Below are 15,907 nucleotides of genomic sequence, written 5' to 3'. Positions count from 1 at the left end.
CGGGCTCAGCGCGGAAGGCCCGGGCCGCCGAGCGGGGTGAGATCGACCAGCTCGGGCGGCCCGGCCAGCAGCTCGATCACCTCGCCGATCCCGGCCTCACCGAGGTCACCGGACAGGGCGCTGTCCGACGCGGCCTCGTCCGCCCACACCTCGGTGACCCACACGATGTCCGGCTCGTCCGCCGAGAGGTTGACCACGTACAGCTCGCAGCCCGGCGCCCCGCGCATCCCCTCGGCGACCGTCAGCAGCTTTCCGGCGAGCACCGACCCCTTGCCGGGGAGCGCCTCCATCCGCACGTACCGACCGATCCGTCCGCCCTGCCCGAAGTCCACGCGACGACCGTAATCGCGGTCGCATCAGGTGGGCGTGCGGGGGCTGTCTGCCCCTGTCAGATCGCGTAGCGCCAGATCGTCAACGCGTAGCCGCCGAACCAGGCCGAGGCCAGCGCCGCCGCGACCACCACCGCGACGGCCGTGCCGGTCCGGCGGTGCGCGAGTCCGAGGGCGACCGGCAGCAGCAGCGGGAACGCCGGCATGAGCAACCGCACCCGTGAGTGGATCTGCCCGTCGCTCGCCCACACGGTGATCAGTACCGCCGCGGTGTACACCAGCAGCGGCCACGGCAGACGCATCCGGACGGCAACCACGAGCAGCACGATCGAACCGGTCAACGCCAGCAGCACCGCCAGGTCGTAGGCCTCGTGCCCGGTGAGCGCCGCCTGTCCGACGAACCGCGCCAGCGACGCACCTCCGTCGAACCGGGAGTTCCACCCGGTGCGCTGGATGTCGAACCAGCCCGTCGGCGTGCCCGTGCGCCACCCGACGTAGCCGAGGTAGCCGAGCAGACCCGACACCGCCAGCAGCCCGCCGAGCCACGGACGCACGCCGTCGCGCCGCTGGACGACGGCGACGGCCGCCGCCAGCCCGACCGCGACCGCCAGCGCGCTGCCCGTCGGCCGGACCAGCCCTGCCGCCGCGGAGCACAGGCCCGCGAGCAGCCACTGCCCGCGCAGCACGCCGACCAGCGCCCACACCGCCAGCGCGCAGAACAGCGCCTCCGTGTAGACCATGCTCAGGACCACGCCCATCGGGGCGGCGGCGAACAGCGCGACGAGCAGCAACCCCGCGCGACGCGACCCGCCGGGCACCACCTCGGCGAGCCGGACCAGCCCGTACGCCGCCGCCACCCCGGCGAGGTTGGTGACGAGCAACGCCGCGACGACGAGGTTCCCGCCGGTCAGCAGCCCGACGGCGGCGATGGTTGCGGGGTAGCCGGGGAAGAACGCGTACGCCGTGTCCGCCGTGTGACGACCGAGGGCGTCGACGAGCGTGACGGGCACGCCGTCGTACCCGTACCGGGCGATGCTGAGCATCCACACGCCGTCCCAGCTGCGCAGCTCGGTGACCAGCGGCGTGTCGTAGATGCGGGCCATGAGACCGAGGACGGCGACCCCGACGGCGCGGACGGCGAGGTGGACGGCGGCAGGAGCGAGGGCGTCGGCGAGACGTCGGGCGTCGAGATCCTGCACCGGCAGCCCGTCAGCCTGCGGCGGAGCCGTCCACGACCGGCTCGACGCTGCCCACCGGGTCGCCGTGGCCGAGCACCGGCGTGTATCCGGCCGACGCGAGGCCGGGCTCTTCGATGCCCAGCGTCCGCAGCGCCGCCGCGACCACCGCCGCCACCGGACGCGCCGAACCGTCGAGGACCTTGAGGACCACCGCCCGCCCGTCGGGCAGCGCGGCGGCGAACACGCCCTCCGCGCCGTCCTTGGAGATCAGGCCGGGAACCGCGGCGGCGAGCCGGACGACCTCGCGTCCGGTGCCCGCCACCCACCACGGGTGCGCACGGACCGCCGCGCCGACCCGCCCCTCGGGGGTGCCGGGCGGTGCGGTCGCGATCCGCGCGAACGCCCGGGCGAGCCCGGCCGGACTGCTGGAGAACAGCGGGGCGCCGCACCCGTCCACGGCGGTGTACGCCACGGGGACACCGGTCAGGTCCTCGACCGTGGCCCGCACCGCCTGTTGCAGGGGGTGACCGGGGTCTCGGTAGGTGGCCGTGTCCCAGCCCGCGGCGCGGCACGTGGCAAGCATCGCCGCGTGTTTCCCGGAGCAGTTCTGGGCGAGCGAGGACGGCGGCCGGTCCGCTGCGCGCCAGGTGACGGCGGCGCGCGGGTCGAGCGGGACGTCAGGGGTGTTCTGCAGGTCGTCGACGCCGAGATCGGCGCGCTCGAGAATCTGTCGGACCCCGTCCAGGTGGGCGGGCTCGCCGGAGTGGCTGGCTGCGGCCAGGGCGAGGAGCTCGCCGTCCAGGTCGAGCCCGGCGCGCAGCATGGCGACGGCCTGTAGCGGCTTGAGGGCCGAGCGGGCGAAGAAGGTGACGGCCGGATCCCCAAAGGAGAGGACCGTTGCGCCGGAGCCGTCGAGCCCCACCAGGTGTCCGTGGTGCACCGACTCGACCACCCCGGCGCGCACGACGTGCGCCACCGGTGCGGCCCGGACTTCGATCATGGCGACCACGGTACGTGTCGGTCGACCGCCGTCATCCGGGCGTGACGTCGCGCCGCTGCCTTCCTCCGGTGGTCCTGCCGACCTCAGACGCTGTTGACCGACTGGCCGATGCTGCGGAAGAAGATCACGATTGAGTCGATCGCATTGCCGAGGTAGCTGCCCGTCCCCGCAGGGTTGGGCAGGATGAAGACGATAATGATCAGGATGATGATCAAGGCAACGAGCCACCGCGGCATGCGATCACTGTGACGACGACAGGGCGCGAGCGCCAGTGCACGCGCCGTTCTCGTGACAGAAGTGATGCGGATGGCCCAACCGGGCTCCGGTGATCGGGTGACGGTCCGTGCGCGAGCCGAGAGGTTCTCACCGCGTTACCGAGGCGCTACGCCCTGCCGTCGTTGACCTCGACCGTGCTCGACGTTCTAGCGTCCATGACACACCGGACGAGGGGACGACGGATCGTGAGAATCTCAGTACTGGGCACGGGCTCGGTGGGCCGCGCGCTCGCCGGTCGACTGGCAGGCCTCGGGCACGACGTCGTGGTGGGCACGCGTGACCCTGCGGCGACGCTGGCCCGCACCGAGCCGGACGTGCAGGGCACGCCGCCGTACGCGCAGTGGCAGGAGCAGCACTCCGACGTGCGGCTGGTCCCGCTGCCCGAGGCCGGCGCCCACGCGGAGGTGCTGGTCAACGCCACGGCAGGCGCGGCGTCGGCCGACGCGCTCGCCGCCGCAGGGGTGGGGGAGCGCGACGGGCTCGTGGTCCTGGACGTCGCGAACCCGCTCGTCTTCACCGCCGACGGGCCGGCCCTGTCGGTCGCGAACACCGACAGCCTGGCCGAGACGCTGCAGCGGACGTTTCCGCGGGTGCGCGTGGTCAAGGCTCTCAACACCATGAACGCCGAGGTCATGGTGCACCCGGACCGCGTTCCTGGTGACCACGTCGTGTTCGTGGCGGGCGGCGATGCCGAGGCGAAGGCGACCGTGTCGGCGCTGCTCGGCGAGTTCGGCTGGGGTGCCGGACGGATCGTCGACCTGGGCGGACTGGTGGCGGCCCGTGGGACCGAGAGTTTCGTGTTGCTCTGGTTGTCGATCACGCAGGCGTACGGGACCTTCGACATCAACATCACGGTGCAGCGACGCTGATCGGGGTCACCGGGTTCCGCGCACCCGGTGCACGGCGAGCTCGGCGACGGCCACCTCGCCGGCCGGCCTGCGGTCCGGGAAGTCGAAGACGCCGAGGATGAGCTGCAGGGGATAGTCGGGTGCCTGCGCGCACACCCGCATGCGCTCGTCGTCGACGAAGAACTCGACCCGCCCGGGCTGCCAGTCGATCGCGTAGCGATGCGGCTGCGTGACGTCGATCGTCATCGCCTCGGCGGAGAACTCCTCGACGAGGCGCGGGTCGCGGAAGGGGTGGATCCCCGACCCGACGGCGGCCCGGTGCCCGTCGACGGCGTCGCCGAACACCTCGACCAGGCAGATCTCCCCACACCGGTCGGGCTCGTCCTCGATGCCGACCATCCAGGCGGAGAACATCGACCATGGCTGGATCCGCGCCGAACACGTCACCTCGACCCGCCCGTGATGCGGGGTGAAGCCGAGCACGGTGGGCTGTTCCTCGCGCACGACGAGCCCGTCGCGGAACGGCTGCTGGCCTCGCGAGCTGCCGACGGGACCCGACCAGTTGCCGCTCTGCACGGCCGAGACCCGCAGCGGGGTGGTGTGCAGGTCGGGACACCACAGCGGGTGGTCGGCAGGGATCGTGAGGTGCAGCCCGTCGTCCTCGACGGCGTATGTGGCTGCGGCCGCGGCGCGGGAGCTCCATGCGGGCAGGTAGGACGTGGTCCACACCGCGGGGTCGAGGACGGGCTGATCGAAGTGTTCGTCGAACACGGTCGACCGGATCATGCGGGGAGTATCCCGCCTCGGAGGTCGGATCCAGGAGTTACGGAGCCGTTGGGAAGCTGTGACACGAGATGGGCCATTAGGCCATCTGGACGTGTCATGGTGATGATCCGGCCTTCGTATCGCGAACCTTGGAGCAGAGCATGACCGTCACCGGCATCATCAGTGCAATCGTGGTGGGCCTCATCATCGGGGCGCTGGGCCGCCTGGTCGTGCCCGGCAAGCAGAACATCCCGATCTGGCTCACGATCGTCGTCGGCATCGTCGCGGCCCTCATCGGCACGTTCCTCGCCCGCGCCCTGGGCGTCGCCAGCACCCGCGGCTTCGACTGGATCGAACTGATCATCCAGATCGTCCTCGCCGCCGGTGGCGTCATCCTCGCCGCCAACGTCTACGGTCGCCGGGGTATCCGCCGCTGACCCCATTCGGCGGTCGGGCGGGCCACGGGAGGTGGAGCTGTGCGTCAGCCCCGTAGCGACGTGGCCCGCAACCGGCGGCTGCTGATCGAGGCGACGATCGAGTCGTTCAGCGACCACGGCCTCGACGTCCCGCTCGACACGGTGGCGCGACGGGCGGGCGTGGGCAACGCGACGCTGTACCGGCACTTCCCCACCCGGGACGACCTCTACGAGGCGGCCTTCGGCGAGATCCGCGAGCGCTTTGCCGCCGTCCTCGCCCGCTACGAGGACGTGGACGACGGCTGGCGGGCCCTGTACGAGCTGATCTTCGAGATCTTCTCGACGGCCCCGCTGGTCGGTCCGGCGGTCGGCCAGGTGGAGAAAGAACGCCTCGACGCGTCGCCGTCGTTGAGATGGATCGTCACGGAGGTCCACGCCACCCTGGACCGCGTGCTGCAGTTCGCCCAGAGCCAGGGTGCGGTCCGTGTCGACGTCGACGTCGAGGACCTGTCTCTCCTGGTCGACACACTCAGGCCGGTCGTCGCCGCGTCCGGTAACGACGCGCCCGAGCTGTGGCACCGTCATCTGGTTCTCGTGCTGGACGCGCTACGCCCCGGGGTGGCGAGCCCCCTGCCGGCCCGGCTGAGCGATGTCGAACAGCGCATCCGGCTCACCCGCACGGTGCATCACCGGTAGCTGCGGGGCTGCTCCGGCGGAAACGAGCGGCCACGGCACCGACCAGCGTCCCGACTGCCAGCGCGGGACCGTGGATGTTGGCCACCGCAATCAGGGCGGCGGCGACCGCACCACTCGCGGCGACTGCTCCGGCCGTCCGGAACCCAGGCCGCGTTCGCGCCACGGCGCGGTCGAGCGCGCTGCCGAGGACACCCACCGCGAACAAGGGCGGCCACCAGGTCGCGAGGAGCGCACCGAGCCAGAGTGCGACCGCCGTGCCCGCCCAGCCCGGCATCCGCTCGTGGCGCAGCGACCACGCCACGAGCCCGGCCAGCCCGCACACAGCCACCGAGTTCCCTGCGCCGACCGGTTGCCAGAACACCCCGGCGACCTGCCCGGCCAGCCCTGCGAACAGGTAGCAGAGGATCATCGTCGTGCGCCCGACGACCTGCTCGGCGGCCATCCCCAGAAGGCCGAGGAAGATCAGGTTCGACGCCGTCCCGAGGATGCCTCCGTCCTGGACCAGCAGTGAGGTCACCCAGCGCCACACCTCGCCGTGCAGTGCGGCCGGTGTGCGTTCCAGCGCGCCAAGCACGGCAGGCGAGATCAGACCCGCCACGCTGACGACGCCGGTCAGAGCGGTGAGGACGATCGTCAGCACCGACGCCCGCCATCGCAGGATCACGATCCTGCACGGTAGGCGATGACTTCCGGGAGGCGGGCGAGTCCTACCCACATGCTGATCGTCGCCGGGTACGTGATCACCGATGCGGAGGATCGCGACGCGTTCGTCGCCGAAGGGGTCACGGTGGTGTCGATGGCCCGGAGCGCCCCCGCTGCCTGGACTTCTCGATCACGGCGGACACGCTCGACCTGCAGCGCGTGAACATCTACGAGCGCTGGGAGACCGAGAAGGAGCTGCTGGCGTTCCGCGGCTCGGGGCCCGACTCCGGTACCGCGGCGCGGATCCTGGACGCCGACATGAAGCGGTACGTCATTGCGTCTGTCGAGGATCCGTGACATGGCCACGGTCGAGGACGTCCGGTGGCTGGGCTCGAGCCTGGAGCGGTCGTACCAGGTCTACGTCCGGGGCAGGCTGAAGTTCCGCGTCAAGCAGATCGTCTACGTCGCGTTCTCGCTCGACGAGACGGAGATGGGTTTCGCGTTCCCCAAGGAGGAGCGGGCGGCGCTCGTCGCCGCGCAGCCGCACCGCTTCCGCATGCCGCGGCCGTCGGATCTGCGGTTCAACTGGGTGGAGGCCGACCTTGCCGCCCTCAACCCGGCGGAGGCGCGCGAGTTCGTGGTCGACGCCTGGCGGATGGTGGTGCCGAAGAAGGTCACCCGCGCATACGACCTCGCCCACCCTGACGGCCCAGGTTGAGCCGGGGCGCCGGCTTCTGGTGGTGACCGCAGGCCCGTCAGTCCGCCGACACCACCCGGGCGGCCGGGCCCGGGAAGTAGATCGACTCGTGGCCGTCCTGCCACCGGATCCGATAGTGCTCCCGCTCGCCCTGCCCGATCACCTCGATCACCTCGCCGTGCCGGCGGAGCGCATCGAGCGTCTGGGTCTCAATGACGATCTGGTCGCCCTGCTTGGCGTGCATCAGCCCTCCTCAGTGCGATGCGCTACAGAGTCCAACTCATCGCACGAGATCGCCAGGGGTCAATCGCCTCGCATATCGTGTGGGGCAGCGGGATCGCGTCGCGGTTGTCCCGACAGGTGCAGGTCCTCGCGGTCGGTCTGGCAGCCCTCGGGCGTGAGTAGGTCGCCGCCCCTGGTGCCCCTCCCTCGAGCCTCCAGCCGATCGGTGCTATCCAGCCACGACCTACGAGGAGGTGGCCAGGATGTCCTTCGACGACGCCGAGACCGCGTTCTTACGGTCGCAGCCGCTGGCGCGCTTGGCGACGCTGGGCGGGGGCGGACAACCGGATGTGGTCCCGGTTGCGTTCGAGTTCGACGGCACGTTCCTCGGGGTGGGGGGCGTCGGCTCGTCGGTGCTCAGCACCCGCAAGTTTCGCAACGTCGCCGCCGGAAGCGTGCGAGTCGCGCTGGTCGTTGACGATCTGGTGTCCGTTCAGCCCTTCGTGGCCCGCGCAGTGCGGGTGTACGGCATTGCGGACGGACCGGTCGAGCGGGTCGGCATGTTCGGGCCGGGGATATTCCTACGGATCACCCCGACCGTGTCGTGGAGCTGGAACATGGCCGGCGAGCCTGTCAGCGACGACTGGTATCCGGCTCGCAAGTGTGAACACGCTGCGCCGGTGGCCGGGTAGCTCCCGGCCGGGGGACAGCCAACCTCAAAGAGCCGAAAGTGTCCCTGGATCATGAAAACAAGCCAGGCCCGGAGCCCTGGCCTGCTGGTTGTGTGCGCCGCGAGGGAATCGAACCCCAACCCCGCTGGCTGGGAGTCGCGTGATCAGCCCTGCGCGGACGTTCGCCTCAGTGCTGGCCAGGAGTGGTGTGCCACCTCGTCGATCATGTGCCGTGGTCGCCGATGTCGGCCGATCCGTTGCCGTAAGCGGTGACCAAAGCGGCAACCTGATCATGCGCCTCGTCGCGCACATTCGTCGGTGATGGAGGCTTCCCGGGATGCCGTTCCCGGAACGAGCGCCCCTCGCGCAACCGCCGACGTCACCGCTGCGACCACCATCGCGTGAGCCGGATCTGCGCCGACCTGCGAGGGGCTGGAGCCGGGCTGAAGCACACCTCCTGCCGATGCCGCGCATCAGCGAGACCCCCACGGGGAGGGGCGCGGTGGAGCGGGTCGGGGTACAGGTGCGATCGGCAGTCCTGAGCTACCCAACAGCGCCGCGGAGACTAGCCGCATCCTGGCCGTGACGCAAGATCGAGGCTAGATTGTGAGTGCTACGGGCGGTCGCAGGAGTTCCTGCAGTGGTAGCCAGGGGGTGCATCATGGCCCGTTATCTCGTGGTGGCTCATGAGACGGTTAGCAATCCCAAGTTGGTCGAAAAGCTCAAGGAGATTGCGAAGGAGGACGAACCCGCCGAGTTCGTCCTGCTCGTTCCCGCCAGCCCGGTGCGACACCTGCTGTTGTGGAAGACGGACACCGCCACCGAGCAGGAGGCGGCCGAGCATCGGGAGGCCGAGGGACGCGAGGCGTTCATCCAGGCGGGAGTCAACCTGGTGGCGACGAGGATCGGGGCGGAGTCACCCGTCGACGCCATCGACCAGGAGCTTCGGGAGAACCCCGGCTACGCCGGGTTGGTCATCTCCACGCTGCCCCAGGAGCACTCGCGCTGGCTGCGCCTCGACCTCCCACAGGTGATGAAGCAGAAGCACCATCTGCCTGTCCACCACGTCGAGGCGACGCCCAACCAGCTGCGGGCCTGGCTTGCTGGTGGGGTAGACGACGGAGTGCTCAAGTAGAGCGCTGGCACGCCCCAATCCCACAGCTACACGAATCCCGCGAGCGGCAGTGTGGCCCCGGTGGGGGCCAGCACCCGATCTGTAGGCGGGCGTCGACGCCACCACGACCCTGCTCCTCGTCGGCCACCACGACGGTCGGCGTTTGATGATCCAGACGGTCTTACCGTGGGTTCTTGGTGCCGAGCGTGGTACGACTCGCCACGCTCGGCGAACTGCAGCACGCCCACTCCGCGGTGGACGGCCTGGGCATGCTGCTCGTCCGTCTCGAAGCCCTGGGCATCCTCGGGGCCATCCGTGAGCGCCATAATGGGGACCGTCCGAGCCGGACAGTCGCGCTAATACGTGATCATGTAGCGGCGTTCCGGGCGCTCACGGCCGCCGACGCCTTCGGCGTGTGCACCCGGTTGGGATTCGGAACGTCCTCAGCGGGCCGCAGGCTGGTCGACGTCGAGGCCACCAATCGTCATGTGGTCCAGCGGTGTGCAACGTCGACGACGATCCGGCCGTGCCCGCCCGCGATGGTGACGACCCGGAACGGCAGCCAGGCGCGAACGCCCAGCCCGTAGGTGGTCTGCCCCTCGAAGCTGCCGGCGTTGGTAATCGAGCGGAAAGTCAAGAAGCCGGCGAGGTTGGGCAGCGGGACCGGCGAGAAGCTGGGGTGCCGGACGATCACCTGCGACCGGGCGCCACCGGGGGTGGGTACCACGGCGCCGGAGCCGTCCGCGATCACCTCGTCGACCTAGCGGACGTTGTAGCCGACCGGCGGCCCGTCGATGTCGACGACGAGGCGGTCGAAGCATTCGTGCCGGCCGGCGCGCACGGTGTCCACCTCGCCGGTTCCCATCGCGGGGTCGTCCCTGGGGAGCGAGCCGAAGGGGGTTGAGCACACGGTCGCCGAGGCTGGCGCCGCCAGCAGCACCACCGCGAGCAGTGTGGAGGCGGTGAGGATGAAGGTGCGGGCGACGCTGCGCATGGCATGCCGAGGACCTGGGCCCATGAGCTCCCGCCGCCGGCCGCCAGGGCTCTGGCCTGCGGAGATTGGTGCGCCGCGTAGGAATCGAACCTACAACCCGCTGGCTGGGAGCCTGATGATCATCGGCGTGCGACCGTCAGTTTCTGCGCTGGTGAGCGACGGTACGTCGAAGTCTTGATCATGGCCGGCGCTCGGTGGAGGTGTGTCGGACTCCGACGTAAGCGACGACCAAAGCGGTAGATCGATCATGCGCGGGAGAGACGTCCCCGACTGGTGTTCGGCCAGCAGCCAGGCCGACCAGTGGGTCACGCCCAGATGCGCGGCGGCCGGCTGTCCTCGGCCAGCATTGCCACCACAACATCGATCTCATCGATTGCGGCGGCCGACCGCTGCGCGGCTGATCATGCAGCATATCGATACCACCGGCGTCGAAGCGGGCCCGCCAGCCCGCCGCCGTCTGTCCAGGCCGCGCGTCCGGCCCGGAGGTTCACTCCGACGGAGTTGCGGCGTCCATGGACAACCGCAGCCGAGGGGGCCATCCTCGGATCCCTCCCGCATGGCGCCACGAGAGCAACATGGATGTCCCTACTCGAAGTAAGGAGCCCGTCATGGCTGGCCTGATCCGCAAGAGCCTCGACTCTCCTGAGGAGACGCGGCCATTCGAAGACGGTAAGGGCAAGCTGGGGTTGGTCAACCTCGAAGGTGGGCCAGTTGGGCGTGCGACCTTCGAGCCGGGCTGGCAGTGGTTGGTGCGGACGATCAGGTAGTGCGTGATCACAAGGTTGTGAAGGAGCGGACGTAGCAATGAGTTCCCCTCAGCCCCCCGCGGGTGGACCGGCAGGTCAGCTACCCGGTGAGTCCCTCACCGATCCCGTGGTGCCTCCGGCCGAGATCAACGGCAGTTCTAGCGATCGCAGCGACCGGGTGGTTGCGCCGGGGAGCAACGTTGCCGCCGGAGCCGGTGGCCAGAGCAAGGCGCAGCAGGTCCGCGCTCAAGCGGCGGCGAAGGCCGCGCAGCTGCGCGGCCAAGCGATGGAGAAGGCTCCGCAGGCTCGCGCTCAGGCCGTCGAGACGGCCCAGCAGATCCGCGCGCGAGCTGCCGAGAGGGCGCCACAGATGGCGCAGGGGAACCAGGGCAAGGCGGCCGCGGCCTTGGCCTTCGGTCTGCTGGTGTTGTGGCTCCGTCGTCGATGGAGCCGGCGGTCATCGCGGACCGCCATAGGTGTCGCCGCTGCCGTTGACGAGCAGGCGCGCAGCCTTGTCGGGGACACGGTCAACGCGCTGAGCGTTGAGGCAGCGTCCTCCGGTCGTGCCCAGAGCAAGGCACAGAAGGCCCGCGGTCGCGCTGCCGCCAAGGCGCAGGCTCGTGCTCAGGCCATTGAGAAGGCGCAGCAGGCTCGTGCTCAGGCCATCGAGAAGGCGCAGCAGGTCCGTGCCCAGGCCATCGAGAAGGCGCAGCAGCTGCGCGAGCAGGCGACGGAGAAGGCGCACGCCGCTGAAAAGGCACAGCAGGCGGCCCAGGAGGCCCAGCAGCTGGTGCAAGCGCTAAGGCAGCGGCTGCCGAGGCGGTAACGGGACCGGACCTGTGCCGCCGGGACATGGCGAAGCTGCGGCCCAGGCTGCCGCCTTCTGGAGCCCCCACACGCGACCCACGCACCGGCGACAGCGCCAGGAACTGCAAAACACGAGAAGTCGTGGTGGCTGGCGTAGGCGATCCCGCACGACGTCGGACGCGCCGTGACAAGGCAGGACCGCCGGCGGCCGCGCCCGGTGACCGGACCTTGCGGCCTACACCGCCCGCCGCACCCGCTGCCCTCGCCCTCTGTCCTGTTCCTTCTTAGAGGTCGCACGGATTGATCACAGCCTGGTTGCGGCAGGGCGTGGCGGAGCAGGATGCGGGCACGAGACCTGTCGATCATGAAGTTGTCTACGCTTCGTGATCGTGTGGAGGCCTCGTGCCCGCGTTGCCATCATGGCTTGCCGACCCGCTGTGGGACCAGTTCGCCGCGCTGCTCCCGCCCCGGGAGGTGTTCGTCCCCACCCATCCGTGGGGCTGTCACCGCCGCCGGATCGGCGACCGGATCGTGTTCGACAAGCTGGTCCAGGTACTGCGGTTCGGCTGCTCCTACGACGCGATCGCCGACACCACCTGCTCGGCGACAACCCTGCGGGCGGGCGCGACGAGTGGATCGCGCTGGGGGTGTTCGCCGCGCTGGCCCGCATCGCCCGCGAGGCCTACGACCGCATCGTCGGCCTGGCCCTCGATCACCTCGCCGTCGACGGGTGCATCACGAAGGCACCCGGCGGGGGTGAGTGCGCCGGACCGTCGCCGGTCGACCGGCGCAAACAGGGCCTGAAACGGTCGGTGCTGGTCGAGGGTGGCGGGATCCCGCTGGGCCGGGTCCTGGCCGGGGCGCACCGGCACGACTCCCCGCTGCTCGAACCGACCCTCGACCGGCTTGCCGGGCTGGGCCCGCTGCCCGCACAGGTCACCGTGCACCTCGACGCCGGCTACGACTCGACCAAGACCCGCACCCTGCTGGCCGACCGCGGCCTGCACGGCGAGATCGCGCACAAGGGCGAGAAGGCGCCGATCCAGGCCGGCCGGCGTTGGCATGTCGAGCGCACCAACGCCTGGCACAACGGCTTCAACCGGTTCCCACGCTGCTATGAGCGCCGCGAACGCGTGATCGACGCCTACTTCGACCTCGCCGATGCGATCATCACTGTCCGTCGCCTTGTCCGGCAGGACTGGACCACCCACCGATGGGACACCCGACCCGCACGACGGCCATGATCAACACATCAATCCGCGCGACCTCTTAGCTTGATCTTCAACGTGCGCTGTTCGTGGGCGGTGATGGTGCGCTGGCGTTTGATCGATCAGTCCGGGTCGAAGCCCCCGCAGCAGGCGTCTCGCGCCCACCACGTCGTCTGCTCCGGTGCCCACCTCCGTGAGCACGCGCACCTCGACCCGCGGGTGACATTGCACCGCTTGGGACGTACGGTCCACGCGTGACAGGGGTGGAGCCCCACCCGGATTTCGGCATCTGCCGCGCTTGTGGGCGCGGGCTGATGCTGGATGACGGGGTTGTGCCCAGACACCCGGGCGATCCGGAGCGAAATCGGCCCGAGCACACACCGATCCCCGAGGACCAGCGCTGCCGGGGCGAGGGACACCCTCCGCTGTAGCAGGTCCGCCGCGCCAGGGGATGACAACGGGTGCGTCGGGGCCCGTCGTGGAGTGCCTGCTGACCGAGTCGTTCAGGCCGGTGCACTGGCTGGCCCCGGTGAGGTACCGGCTCGGATGCAGTGCTCCGGTTCCTGCGACAGACGACGCTCAGTCCGCTGACACCACGCGGGCGTCCGGGCCCGGGAAGTAGACCGACTCGTGGCCGTCCTGCCAGTGGACCCGGTAGTGCTCCCGCTCGCCCTGCCCCATTACCTCGATCACCTCACCGCGCCGGCGGAGCGCGTCGAGCGTGGTGGTGTCGATGACGATCTGATCGCCTTGCTTGGCGTGCATCCTGCCTCCTCCGGTCGACGCCTACAGGTTCCAGCGCAGCGCGCGAGATCGCCAGGGCCGATCGCCCATGCGCGCCCATTCCGCGGGACGCACCCTGAGCAGCCCGACCTCGCGCGGTATGCGATCGGAGGAACAAAGGCCGATGGGCACGACGGCTATGACGAAGCCCTGACCTGTAAGCGTCCCGCGAGGGTCGTCGCTAGATGTCTCGCTCTGCTGGCCGCCACCCCGGTTCCTCCTGTGCTTCACCTCCGACCGAGTGACGCCTCGCGACGGGCGGGCAGAGCATGGTGACCGGTGAAGGACGGCTTTGGTCCGCTGATCTGTGCCCCGATCGTCCGAAAGGGTGATGGCGACCACGACTGGTACGACTCCGTGCACGCTGGGCGCTCCACGGGTAGACATGGGTGTCTAGCTGCGGGCTCGGGCCGTGGCCACGTGTCGTGCGGGTGCGGTCCGATCCACGAGTTGAACGGCATCCGGACGGAGTTTCGCAATGACCAGTACCGCTACCGGTCATCGCAGCTTTCGACACGAGTTGTTCCTGTACGGCTCGGCCGAGGACCTGGTGGAGTTCGTGGTGCCGTGGGCCCGGGACGGGGTGGCCGCGGAAGAACCGACACTGCTGCTACTCCGGGCCGACGCCGCGCAGGCTGTGCTGCACGAAGTCGGGCCGTCGCCCTACCTGACGGTGGAGCCGGCGTTGGCAGAGCCCGGCCACCCTCCACAGCACGTGAGCACCGCGAGCGCGCTGCTGCCCAGCTACTCTCGTGTCGTTCACCAGGAGCCGGTGATCGCCCCGTCGCAGTGGTCCGACTGGCGGCGCCTGGAAGCGGTGTTGAACCTGGCCCTGCGCCACTACGGCACCTGGGCGGTATGTGCTTACGACCAGCGCGCTCTTACTGCCGACATGGTCGAGGACCTGTGGGCCACTCACCCCCTGGTCGGGCAGGACGGCGACCACCGGCCCAACGACCGCTACCAACATCCGGCCAACTTCCTCGTTCAGCGCGGATACGATCAGCCCGATCCGATCGAGCGGACTCCGCCGGCGGTTGAGCTCGTGGACCCGTCCGCCGCTACCGCGCGCGCCACGGTCAAGTGGTTCTCCCGGCATCGGCTGCCCGACCAGGTAATCGATAAGCTGATCTTCGCCAGTCACGAGCGGTCGTCAACGCGCTCAGGCACGGGCCCCCAGTTGTGCTGCGCCTGTGGACGACGAATGGCCGGGTGACGGTTACCGTGACCGATTCGGGCCCCGGCCCGACTGATTCCCCAGTCGACGCGTACACCACGGATACGTCGACGGACACCGGCGACGTGCCTGCCATGGAGCCGGGCCTCGGCCTGTGGCTGATCCACCAGCTGGTCGACGTCTCCCAACGCTGCGATCCCGGCGGCTACACCGTCTGTTTGACCGCGGTCCACCCGGACACGCGCACCAGGTAGCCCCGAGGTGCCGGTGCGATGGTGATCCGGGAGTGCTGGTAGCGGATGTTTCCCAATGGAGCGCAACGGGCGAGCGCGAGGAACGCGGCCCCGACGGCGCGCGGGAGTGTTTGCATCCAGCTGCAGTAGCACGAGCGACGCAGCCGCGTGAGCACGGCGAGTAGCTGACAGTCAGGGAGGGGGCGGAGTAGCTTTCCGGTATGCGCCAGGCTGGCGTTGTCGATTCTGCCCGCGGGCTCGTGTCCTGTAGTCACGTGGGGTGGGGCTACGCGGGCCGGGTGGAGCTCGGAACGCGCGTGTGGGAGTACCTTCTCGACGGGGTTGCGGCGGGCCAGCGGATCGAGTTCGTGGGCAGCGGCAGTGTGGGGGCGCTACGAGCTGAGTTGGCCGGGTTCGCCGACAGGGACGCGGACTACGGCCAGGGCGTGGTCGACCGGGGTGAGTTTCGCGTCGCGTTGGTCGACGAGGTGTATGCGTTTTCCGGTGCGGGTCAGGTGGTCGATCCAGACCGATCGGTCGCGTCGCGTGTGGCAGCTACCGAGGATGCGCTCGCGGCCGGCTATACAGGGCTGCGTGCCGTGGTTGACGCAACTGGTCTGACTGGCACCGTCGCGCAGCGGGTGGCGTACGCCCACTACGAGTATCTGCTCGACCAGCAGTCGAGCGTGCTGCCCTTGGCGACGGTTTGCGCCTACGACGTCGCGCAGCTGGGGAGGGAGGCGGTGGCGGAGATGGCGTGTCTGCACCCGTTGACCAGTCGCGGCGCGAGCGCGTTTCGCCTTTACACCGACGACGGAGCGGCTTTCACGTTGGCCGGCGAGGTTGACTTTGCGTCGGCGGGTCAGCTCGGCGACACCCTGGGCCGCGTCCTGCCGTTCATGTCGGGGCCGGAGCTGGTCGTGGACGGGCGGCAGCTGGAGTTCATCGACCACCGCGGGCTACTGGTCCTGGACCGTTGAGCCTGTCACGATTCCCGTGTAAGCCACGGGTGACTAATCTGGCTAAAATATCACAGAGGAAGTCGTCCGGGGAAGAGGACGACGAGCGTATTCAGGGCTGTTTTCCAGCCGTGTGTTCCGGTTCC

At 69.8% G+C, this 15,907-nt stretch carries 22 protein-coding genes and 2 pseudogenes; 14 read left to right on the top strand and 10 right to left on the bottom strand.

What is annotated here, in order from left to right; genetic code table 11:
• Positions 1-5: 5 nt before the first annotated feature.
• From RM445_RS26070 to RM445_RS26055, 4 genes are all read right to left on the bottom strand, one after another.
• Positions 6-332 (bottom strand): putative quinol monooxygenase, encoded by a 327-nt coding sequence (locus RM445_RS26070; protein WP_311559497.1) that lies wholly within the window; start codon positions 330-332, stop codon positions 6-8.
• A gap of 56 nt (positions 333-388) precedes the next feature.
• Positions 389-1,528: a hypothetical protein gene (locus RM445_RS26065; protein WP_311559496.1), complete on the bottom strand. Its 1,140-nt coding sequence runs from the start codon at positions 1,526-1,528 to the stop codon at positions 389-391.
• 10 nt (positions 1,529-1,538) lie between these two features.
• Entirely contained in the window at positions 1,539-2,507 is a 969-nt protein-coding gene (locus RM445_RS26060; protein ID WP_311559495.1) for an asparaginase, read from the bottom strand.
• Between the two features lie 83 nt (positions 2,508-2,590).
• Positions 2,591-2,743 carry a hypothetical protein gene (locus tag RM445_RS26055; RefSeq protein ID WP_311559494.1) on the bottom strand — a complete coding sequence of 51 codons (153 nt, stop codon included), beginning with the start codon at positions 2,741-2,743 and terminating at the stop codon, positions 2,591-2,593.
• A gap of 225 nt (positions 2,744-2,968) precedes the next feature.
• Between RM445_RS26055 and RM445_RS26050 the strand changes: the two genes are divergently transcribed.
• The gene (locus tag RM445_RS26050; protein ID WP_311559493.1) at positions 2,969-3,652 is read left to right on the top strand and encodes an NADPH-dependent F420 reductase; all 684 of its coding nucleotides are present in this window, start codon (positions 2,969-2,971) and stop codon (positions 3,650-3,652) included.
• Between the two features lie 6 nt (positions 3,653-3,658).
• Here the strand turns inward: RM445_RS26050 and RM445_RS26045 are convergent, their stop codons facing one another.
• Positions 3,659-4,417 (bottom strand): glycoside hydrolase family 16 protein, encoded by a 759-nt coding sequence (locus RM445_RS26045; protein WP_311559492.1) that lies wholly within the window; start codon positions 4,415-4,417, stop codon positions 3,659-3,661.
• A gap of 140 nt (positions 4,418-4,557) precedes the next feature.
• Between RM445_RS26045 and RM445_RS26040 the strand changes: the two genes are divergently transcribed.
• Positions 4,558-4,833 (top strand): GlsB/YeaQ/YmgE family stress response membrane protein, encoded by a 276-nt coding sequence (locus tag RM445_RS26040; protein ID WP_311559491.1) that lies wholly within the window; start codon positions 4,558-4,560, stop codon positions 4,831-4,833.
• Positions 4,834-4,872: 39 nt separating this feature from the next.
• Positions 4,873-5,508 (top strand): TetR/AcrR family transcriptional regulator, encoded by a 636-nt coding sequence (locus RM445_RS26035; protein ID WP_311559490.1) that lies wholly within the window; start codon positions 4,873-4,875, stop codon positions 5,506-5,508.
• On the opposite strand, the gene RM445_RS26030 is transcribed toward RM445_RS26035, so the two are convergent.
• Entirely contained in the window at positions 5,483-6,172 is a 690-nt protein-coding gene (locus RM445_RS26030) for a rhomboid family intramembrane serine protease (protein ID WP_311559489.1), read from the bottom strand. The two genes, RM445_RS26035 and RM445_RS26030, sit on opposite strands and share 26 nt — an antisense overlap.
• A gap of 51 nt (positions 6,173-6,223) precedes the next feature.
• Between RM445_RS26030 and RM445_RS26025 the strand changes: the two genes are divergently transcribed.
• Genes RM445_RS26025 through RM445_RS26015 form a run of 3 tightly spaced genes read left to right on the top strand, consistent with a single transcriptional unit; the run spans position 6,224 to position 6,868 of the window.
• On the top strand, positions 6,224-6,373 hold the full coding sequence (locus tag RM445_RS26025; protein ID WP_311559488.1) for a hypothetical protein: 150 nt from the start codon (positions 6,224-6,226) through the stop codon (positions 6,371-6,373).
• Positions 6,370-6,507, top strand: a complete 138-nt coding sequence (locus RM445_RS26020; RefSeq protein ID WP_311559487.1) for a hypothetical protein — start codon at positions 6,370-6,372, stop codon at positions 6,505-6,507. The genes RM445_RS26025 and RM445_RS26020 overlap by 4 nt, the downstream gene beginning before the upstream one ends.
• A gap of 1 nt (position 6,508) precedes the next feature.
• Positions 6,509-6,868: an MmcQ/YjbR family DNA-binding protein gene (locus RM445_RS26015; RefSeq protein WP_311559486.1), complete on the top strand. Its 360-nt coding sequence runs from the start codon at positions 6,509-6,511 to the stop codon at positions 6,866-6,868.
• Between the two features lie 37 nt (positions 6,869-6,905).
• Here the strand turns inward: RM445_RS26015 and RM445_RS26010 are convergent, their stop codons facing one another.
• Positions 6,906-7,091, bottom strand: a complete 186-nt coding sequence (locus tag RM445_RS26010) for a DUF1918 domain-containing protein (RefSeq protein WP_311559485.1) — start codon at positions 7,089-7,091, stop codon at positions 6,906-6,908.
• A gap of 241 nt (positions 7,092-7,332) precedes the next feature.
• Between RM445_RS26010 and RM445_RS26005 the strand changes: the two genes are divergently transcribed.
• On the top strand, positions 7,333-7,761 hold the full coding sequence (locus RM445_RS26005) for a PPOX class F420-dependent oxidoreductase (protein WP_311559484.1): 429 nt from the start codon (positions 7,333-7,335) through the stop codon (positions 7,759-7,761).
• A gap of 640 nt (positions 7,762-8,401) precedes the next feature.
• On the top strand, positions 8,402-8,875 hold the full coding sequence (locus RM445_RS26000; protein WP_311559483.1) for a hypothetical protein: 474 nt from the start codon (positions 8,402-8,404) through the stop codon (positions 8,873-8,875).
• A 463-nt stretch (positions 8,876-9,338) separates the two neighbouring features.
• On the opposite strand, the pseudogene RM445_RS25995 reads toward RM445_RS26000, so the two are convergent.
• Positions 9,339-9,719, bottom strand: a pseudogene (locus tag RM445_RS25995) (AMIN-like domain-containing (lipo)protein).
• Between the two features lie 737 nt (positions 9,720-10,456).
• Between RM445_RS25995 and RM445_RS25985 the strand changes: the two are divergent.
• From RM445_RS25985 to RM445_RS25975, 3 genes and pseudogenes are all read left to right on the top strand, one after another.
• Positions 10,457-10,615 carry a cupin domain-containing protein gene (locus tag RM445_RS25985; protein ID WP_311559480.1) on the top strand — a complete coding sequence of 53 codons (159 nt, stop codon included), beginning with the start codon at positions 10,457-10,459 and terminating at the stop codon, positions 10,613-10,615.
• 109 nt (positions 10,616-10,724) lie between these two features.
• Positions 10,725-11,420 carry a hypothetical protein gene (locus RM445_RS25980; RefSeq protein ID WP_311559479.1) on the top strand — a complete coding sequence of 232 codons (696 nt, stop codon included), beginning with the start codon at positions 10,725-10,727 and terminating at the stop codon, positions 11,418-11,420.
• 383 nt (positions 11,421-11,803) lie between these two features.
• Positions 11,804-12,645 (top strand): annotated as a pseudogene (locus RM445_RS25975) (IS5 family transposase).
• A gap of 543 nt (positions 12,646-13,188) precedes the next feature.
• On the opposite strand, the gene RM445_RS25970 reads toward RM445_RS25975, so the two are convergent.
• Positions 13,189-13,374: a DUF1918 domain-containing protein gene (locus tag RM445_RS25970; protein ID WP_311559478.1), complete on the bottom strand. Its 186-nt coding sequence runs from the start codon at positions 13,372-13,374 to the stop codon at positions 13,189-13,191.
• A 496-nt stretch (positions 13,375-13,870) separates the two neighbouring features.
• Here RM445_RS25970 and RM445_RS25965 point away from each other — a divergent pair, with 496 nt between their 5' ends.
• Positions 13,871-14,608: an MEDS domain-containing protein gene (locus RM445_RS25965; RefSeq protein ID WP_311559477.1), complete on the top strand. Its 738-nt coding sequence runs from the start codon at positions 13,871-13,873 to the stop codon at positions 14,606-14,608.
• Positions 14,575-14,823 carry an ATP-binding protein gene (locus RM445_RS25960; protein ID WP_311559476.1) on the top strand — a complete coding sequence of 83 codons (249 nt, stop codon included), beginning with the start codon at positions 14,575-14,577 and terminating at the stop codon, positions 14,821-14,823. The genes RM445_RS25965 and RM445_RS25960 overlap by 34 nt, the downstream gene beginning before the upstream one ends.
• Here RM445_RS25960 and RM445_RS25955 read toward each other — a convergent pair.
• Positions 14,775-14,939: a hypothetical protein gene (locus RM445_RS25955; protein WP_311559553.1), complete on the bottom strand. Its 165-nt coding sequence runs from the start codon at positions 14,937-14,939 to the stop codon at positions 14,775-14,777. The genes RM445_RS25960 and RM445_RS25955 overlap by 49 nt on opposite strands.
• 84 nt (positions 14,940-15,023) lie before the next feature.
• On the opposite strand from RM445_RS25955, the gene RM445_RS25950 reads away from it, so the two are divergent.
• Positions 15,024-15,782 carry an MEDS domain-containing protein gene (locus RM445_RS25950; RefSeq protein WP_311559475.1) on the top strand — a complete coding sequence of 253 codons (759 nt, stop codon included), beginning with the start codon at positions 15,024-15,026 and terminating at the stop codon, positions 15,780-15,782.
• Positions 15,783-15,907: the final 125 nt, after the last annotated feature.

The sequence above is a fragment of the Pseudonocardia charpentierae genome, assembly GCF_031845345.1.
Classification (GTDB): Bacteria; Actinomycetota; Actinomycetes; order Mycobacteriales; family Pseudonocardiaceae; genus Pseudonocardia; species Pseudonocardia charpentierae.
The sequence above is the reverse complement of the archived record's forward strand: the minus strand, read 5'-3'. Positions and strand labels throughout refer to the sequence as shown.

Coding starts and splice junctions, on each gene's coding strand:
- RM445_RS26060 (WP_311559495.1), bottom strand. CDS start 2,507: ATGATCGAAGTCCGGGCCGCACCGGTGGCGCACGTCGTGCGCGCCGGG.
- RM445_RS26055 (WP_311559494.1), bottom strand. CDS start 2,743: ATGCCGCGGTGGCTCGTTGCCTTGATCATCATCCTGATCATTATCGTC.
- RM445_RS25985 (WP_311559480.1), top strand. CDS start 10,457: ATGGCTGGCCTGATCCGCAAGAGCCTCGACTCTCCTGAGGAGACGCGG.
- RM445_RS26015 (WP_311559486.1), top strand. CDS start 6,509: ATGGCCACGGTCGAGGACGTCCGGTGGCTGGGCTCGAGCCTGGAGCGG.
- RM445_RS26010 (WP_311559485.1), bottom strand. CDS start 7,091: ATGCACGCCAAGCAGGGCGACCAGATCGTCATTGAGACCCAGACGCTC.
- RM445_RS25965 (WP_311559477.1), top strand. CDS start 13,871: ATGACCAGTACCGCTACCGGTCATCGCAGCTTTCGACACGAGTTGTTC.
- RM445_RS26000 (WP_311559483.1), top strand. CDS start 8,402: ATGGCCCGTTATCTCGTGGTGGCTCATGAGACGGTTAGCAATCCCAAG.
- RM445_RS25955 (WP_311559553.1), bottom strand. CDS start 14,939: ATGCAAACACTCCCGCGCGCCGTCGGGGCCGCGTTCCTCGCGCTCGCC.
- RM445_RS26025 (WP_311559488.1), top strand. CDS start 6,224: ATGCTGATCGTCGCCGGGTACGTGATCACCGATGCGGAGGATCGCGAC.
- RM445_RS25970 (WP_311559478.1), bottom strand. CDS start 13,374: ATGCACGCCAAGCAAGGCGATCAGATCGTCATCGACACCACCACGCTC.
- RM445_RS26040 (WP_311559491.1), top strand. CDS start 4,558: ATGACCGTCACCGGCATCATCAGTGCAATCGTGGTGGGCCTCATCATC.
- RM445_RS26045 (WP_311559492.1), bottom strand. CDS start 4,417: ATGATCCGGTCGACCGTGTTCGACGAACACTTCGATCAGCCCGTCCTC.
- RM445_RS26005 (WP_311559484.1), top strand. CDS start 7,333: ATGTCCTTCGACGACGCCGAGACCGCGTTCTTACGGTCGCAGCCGCTG.
- RM445_RS25950 (WP_311559475.1), top strand. CDS start 15,024: ATGCGCCAGGCTGGCGTTGTCGATTCTGCCCGCGGGCTCGTGTCCTGT.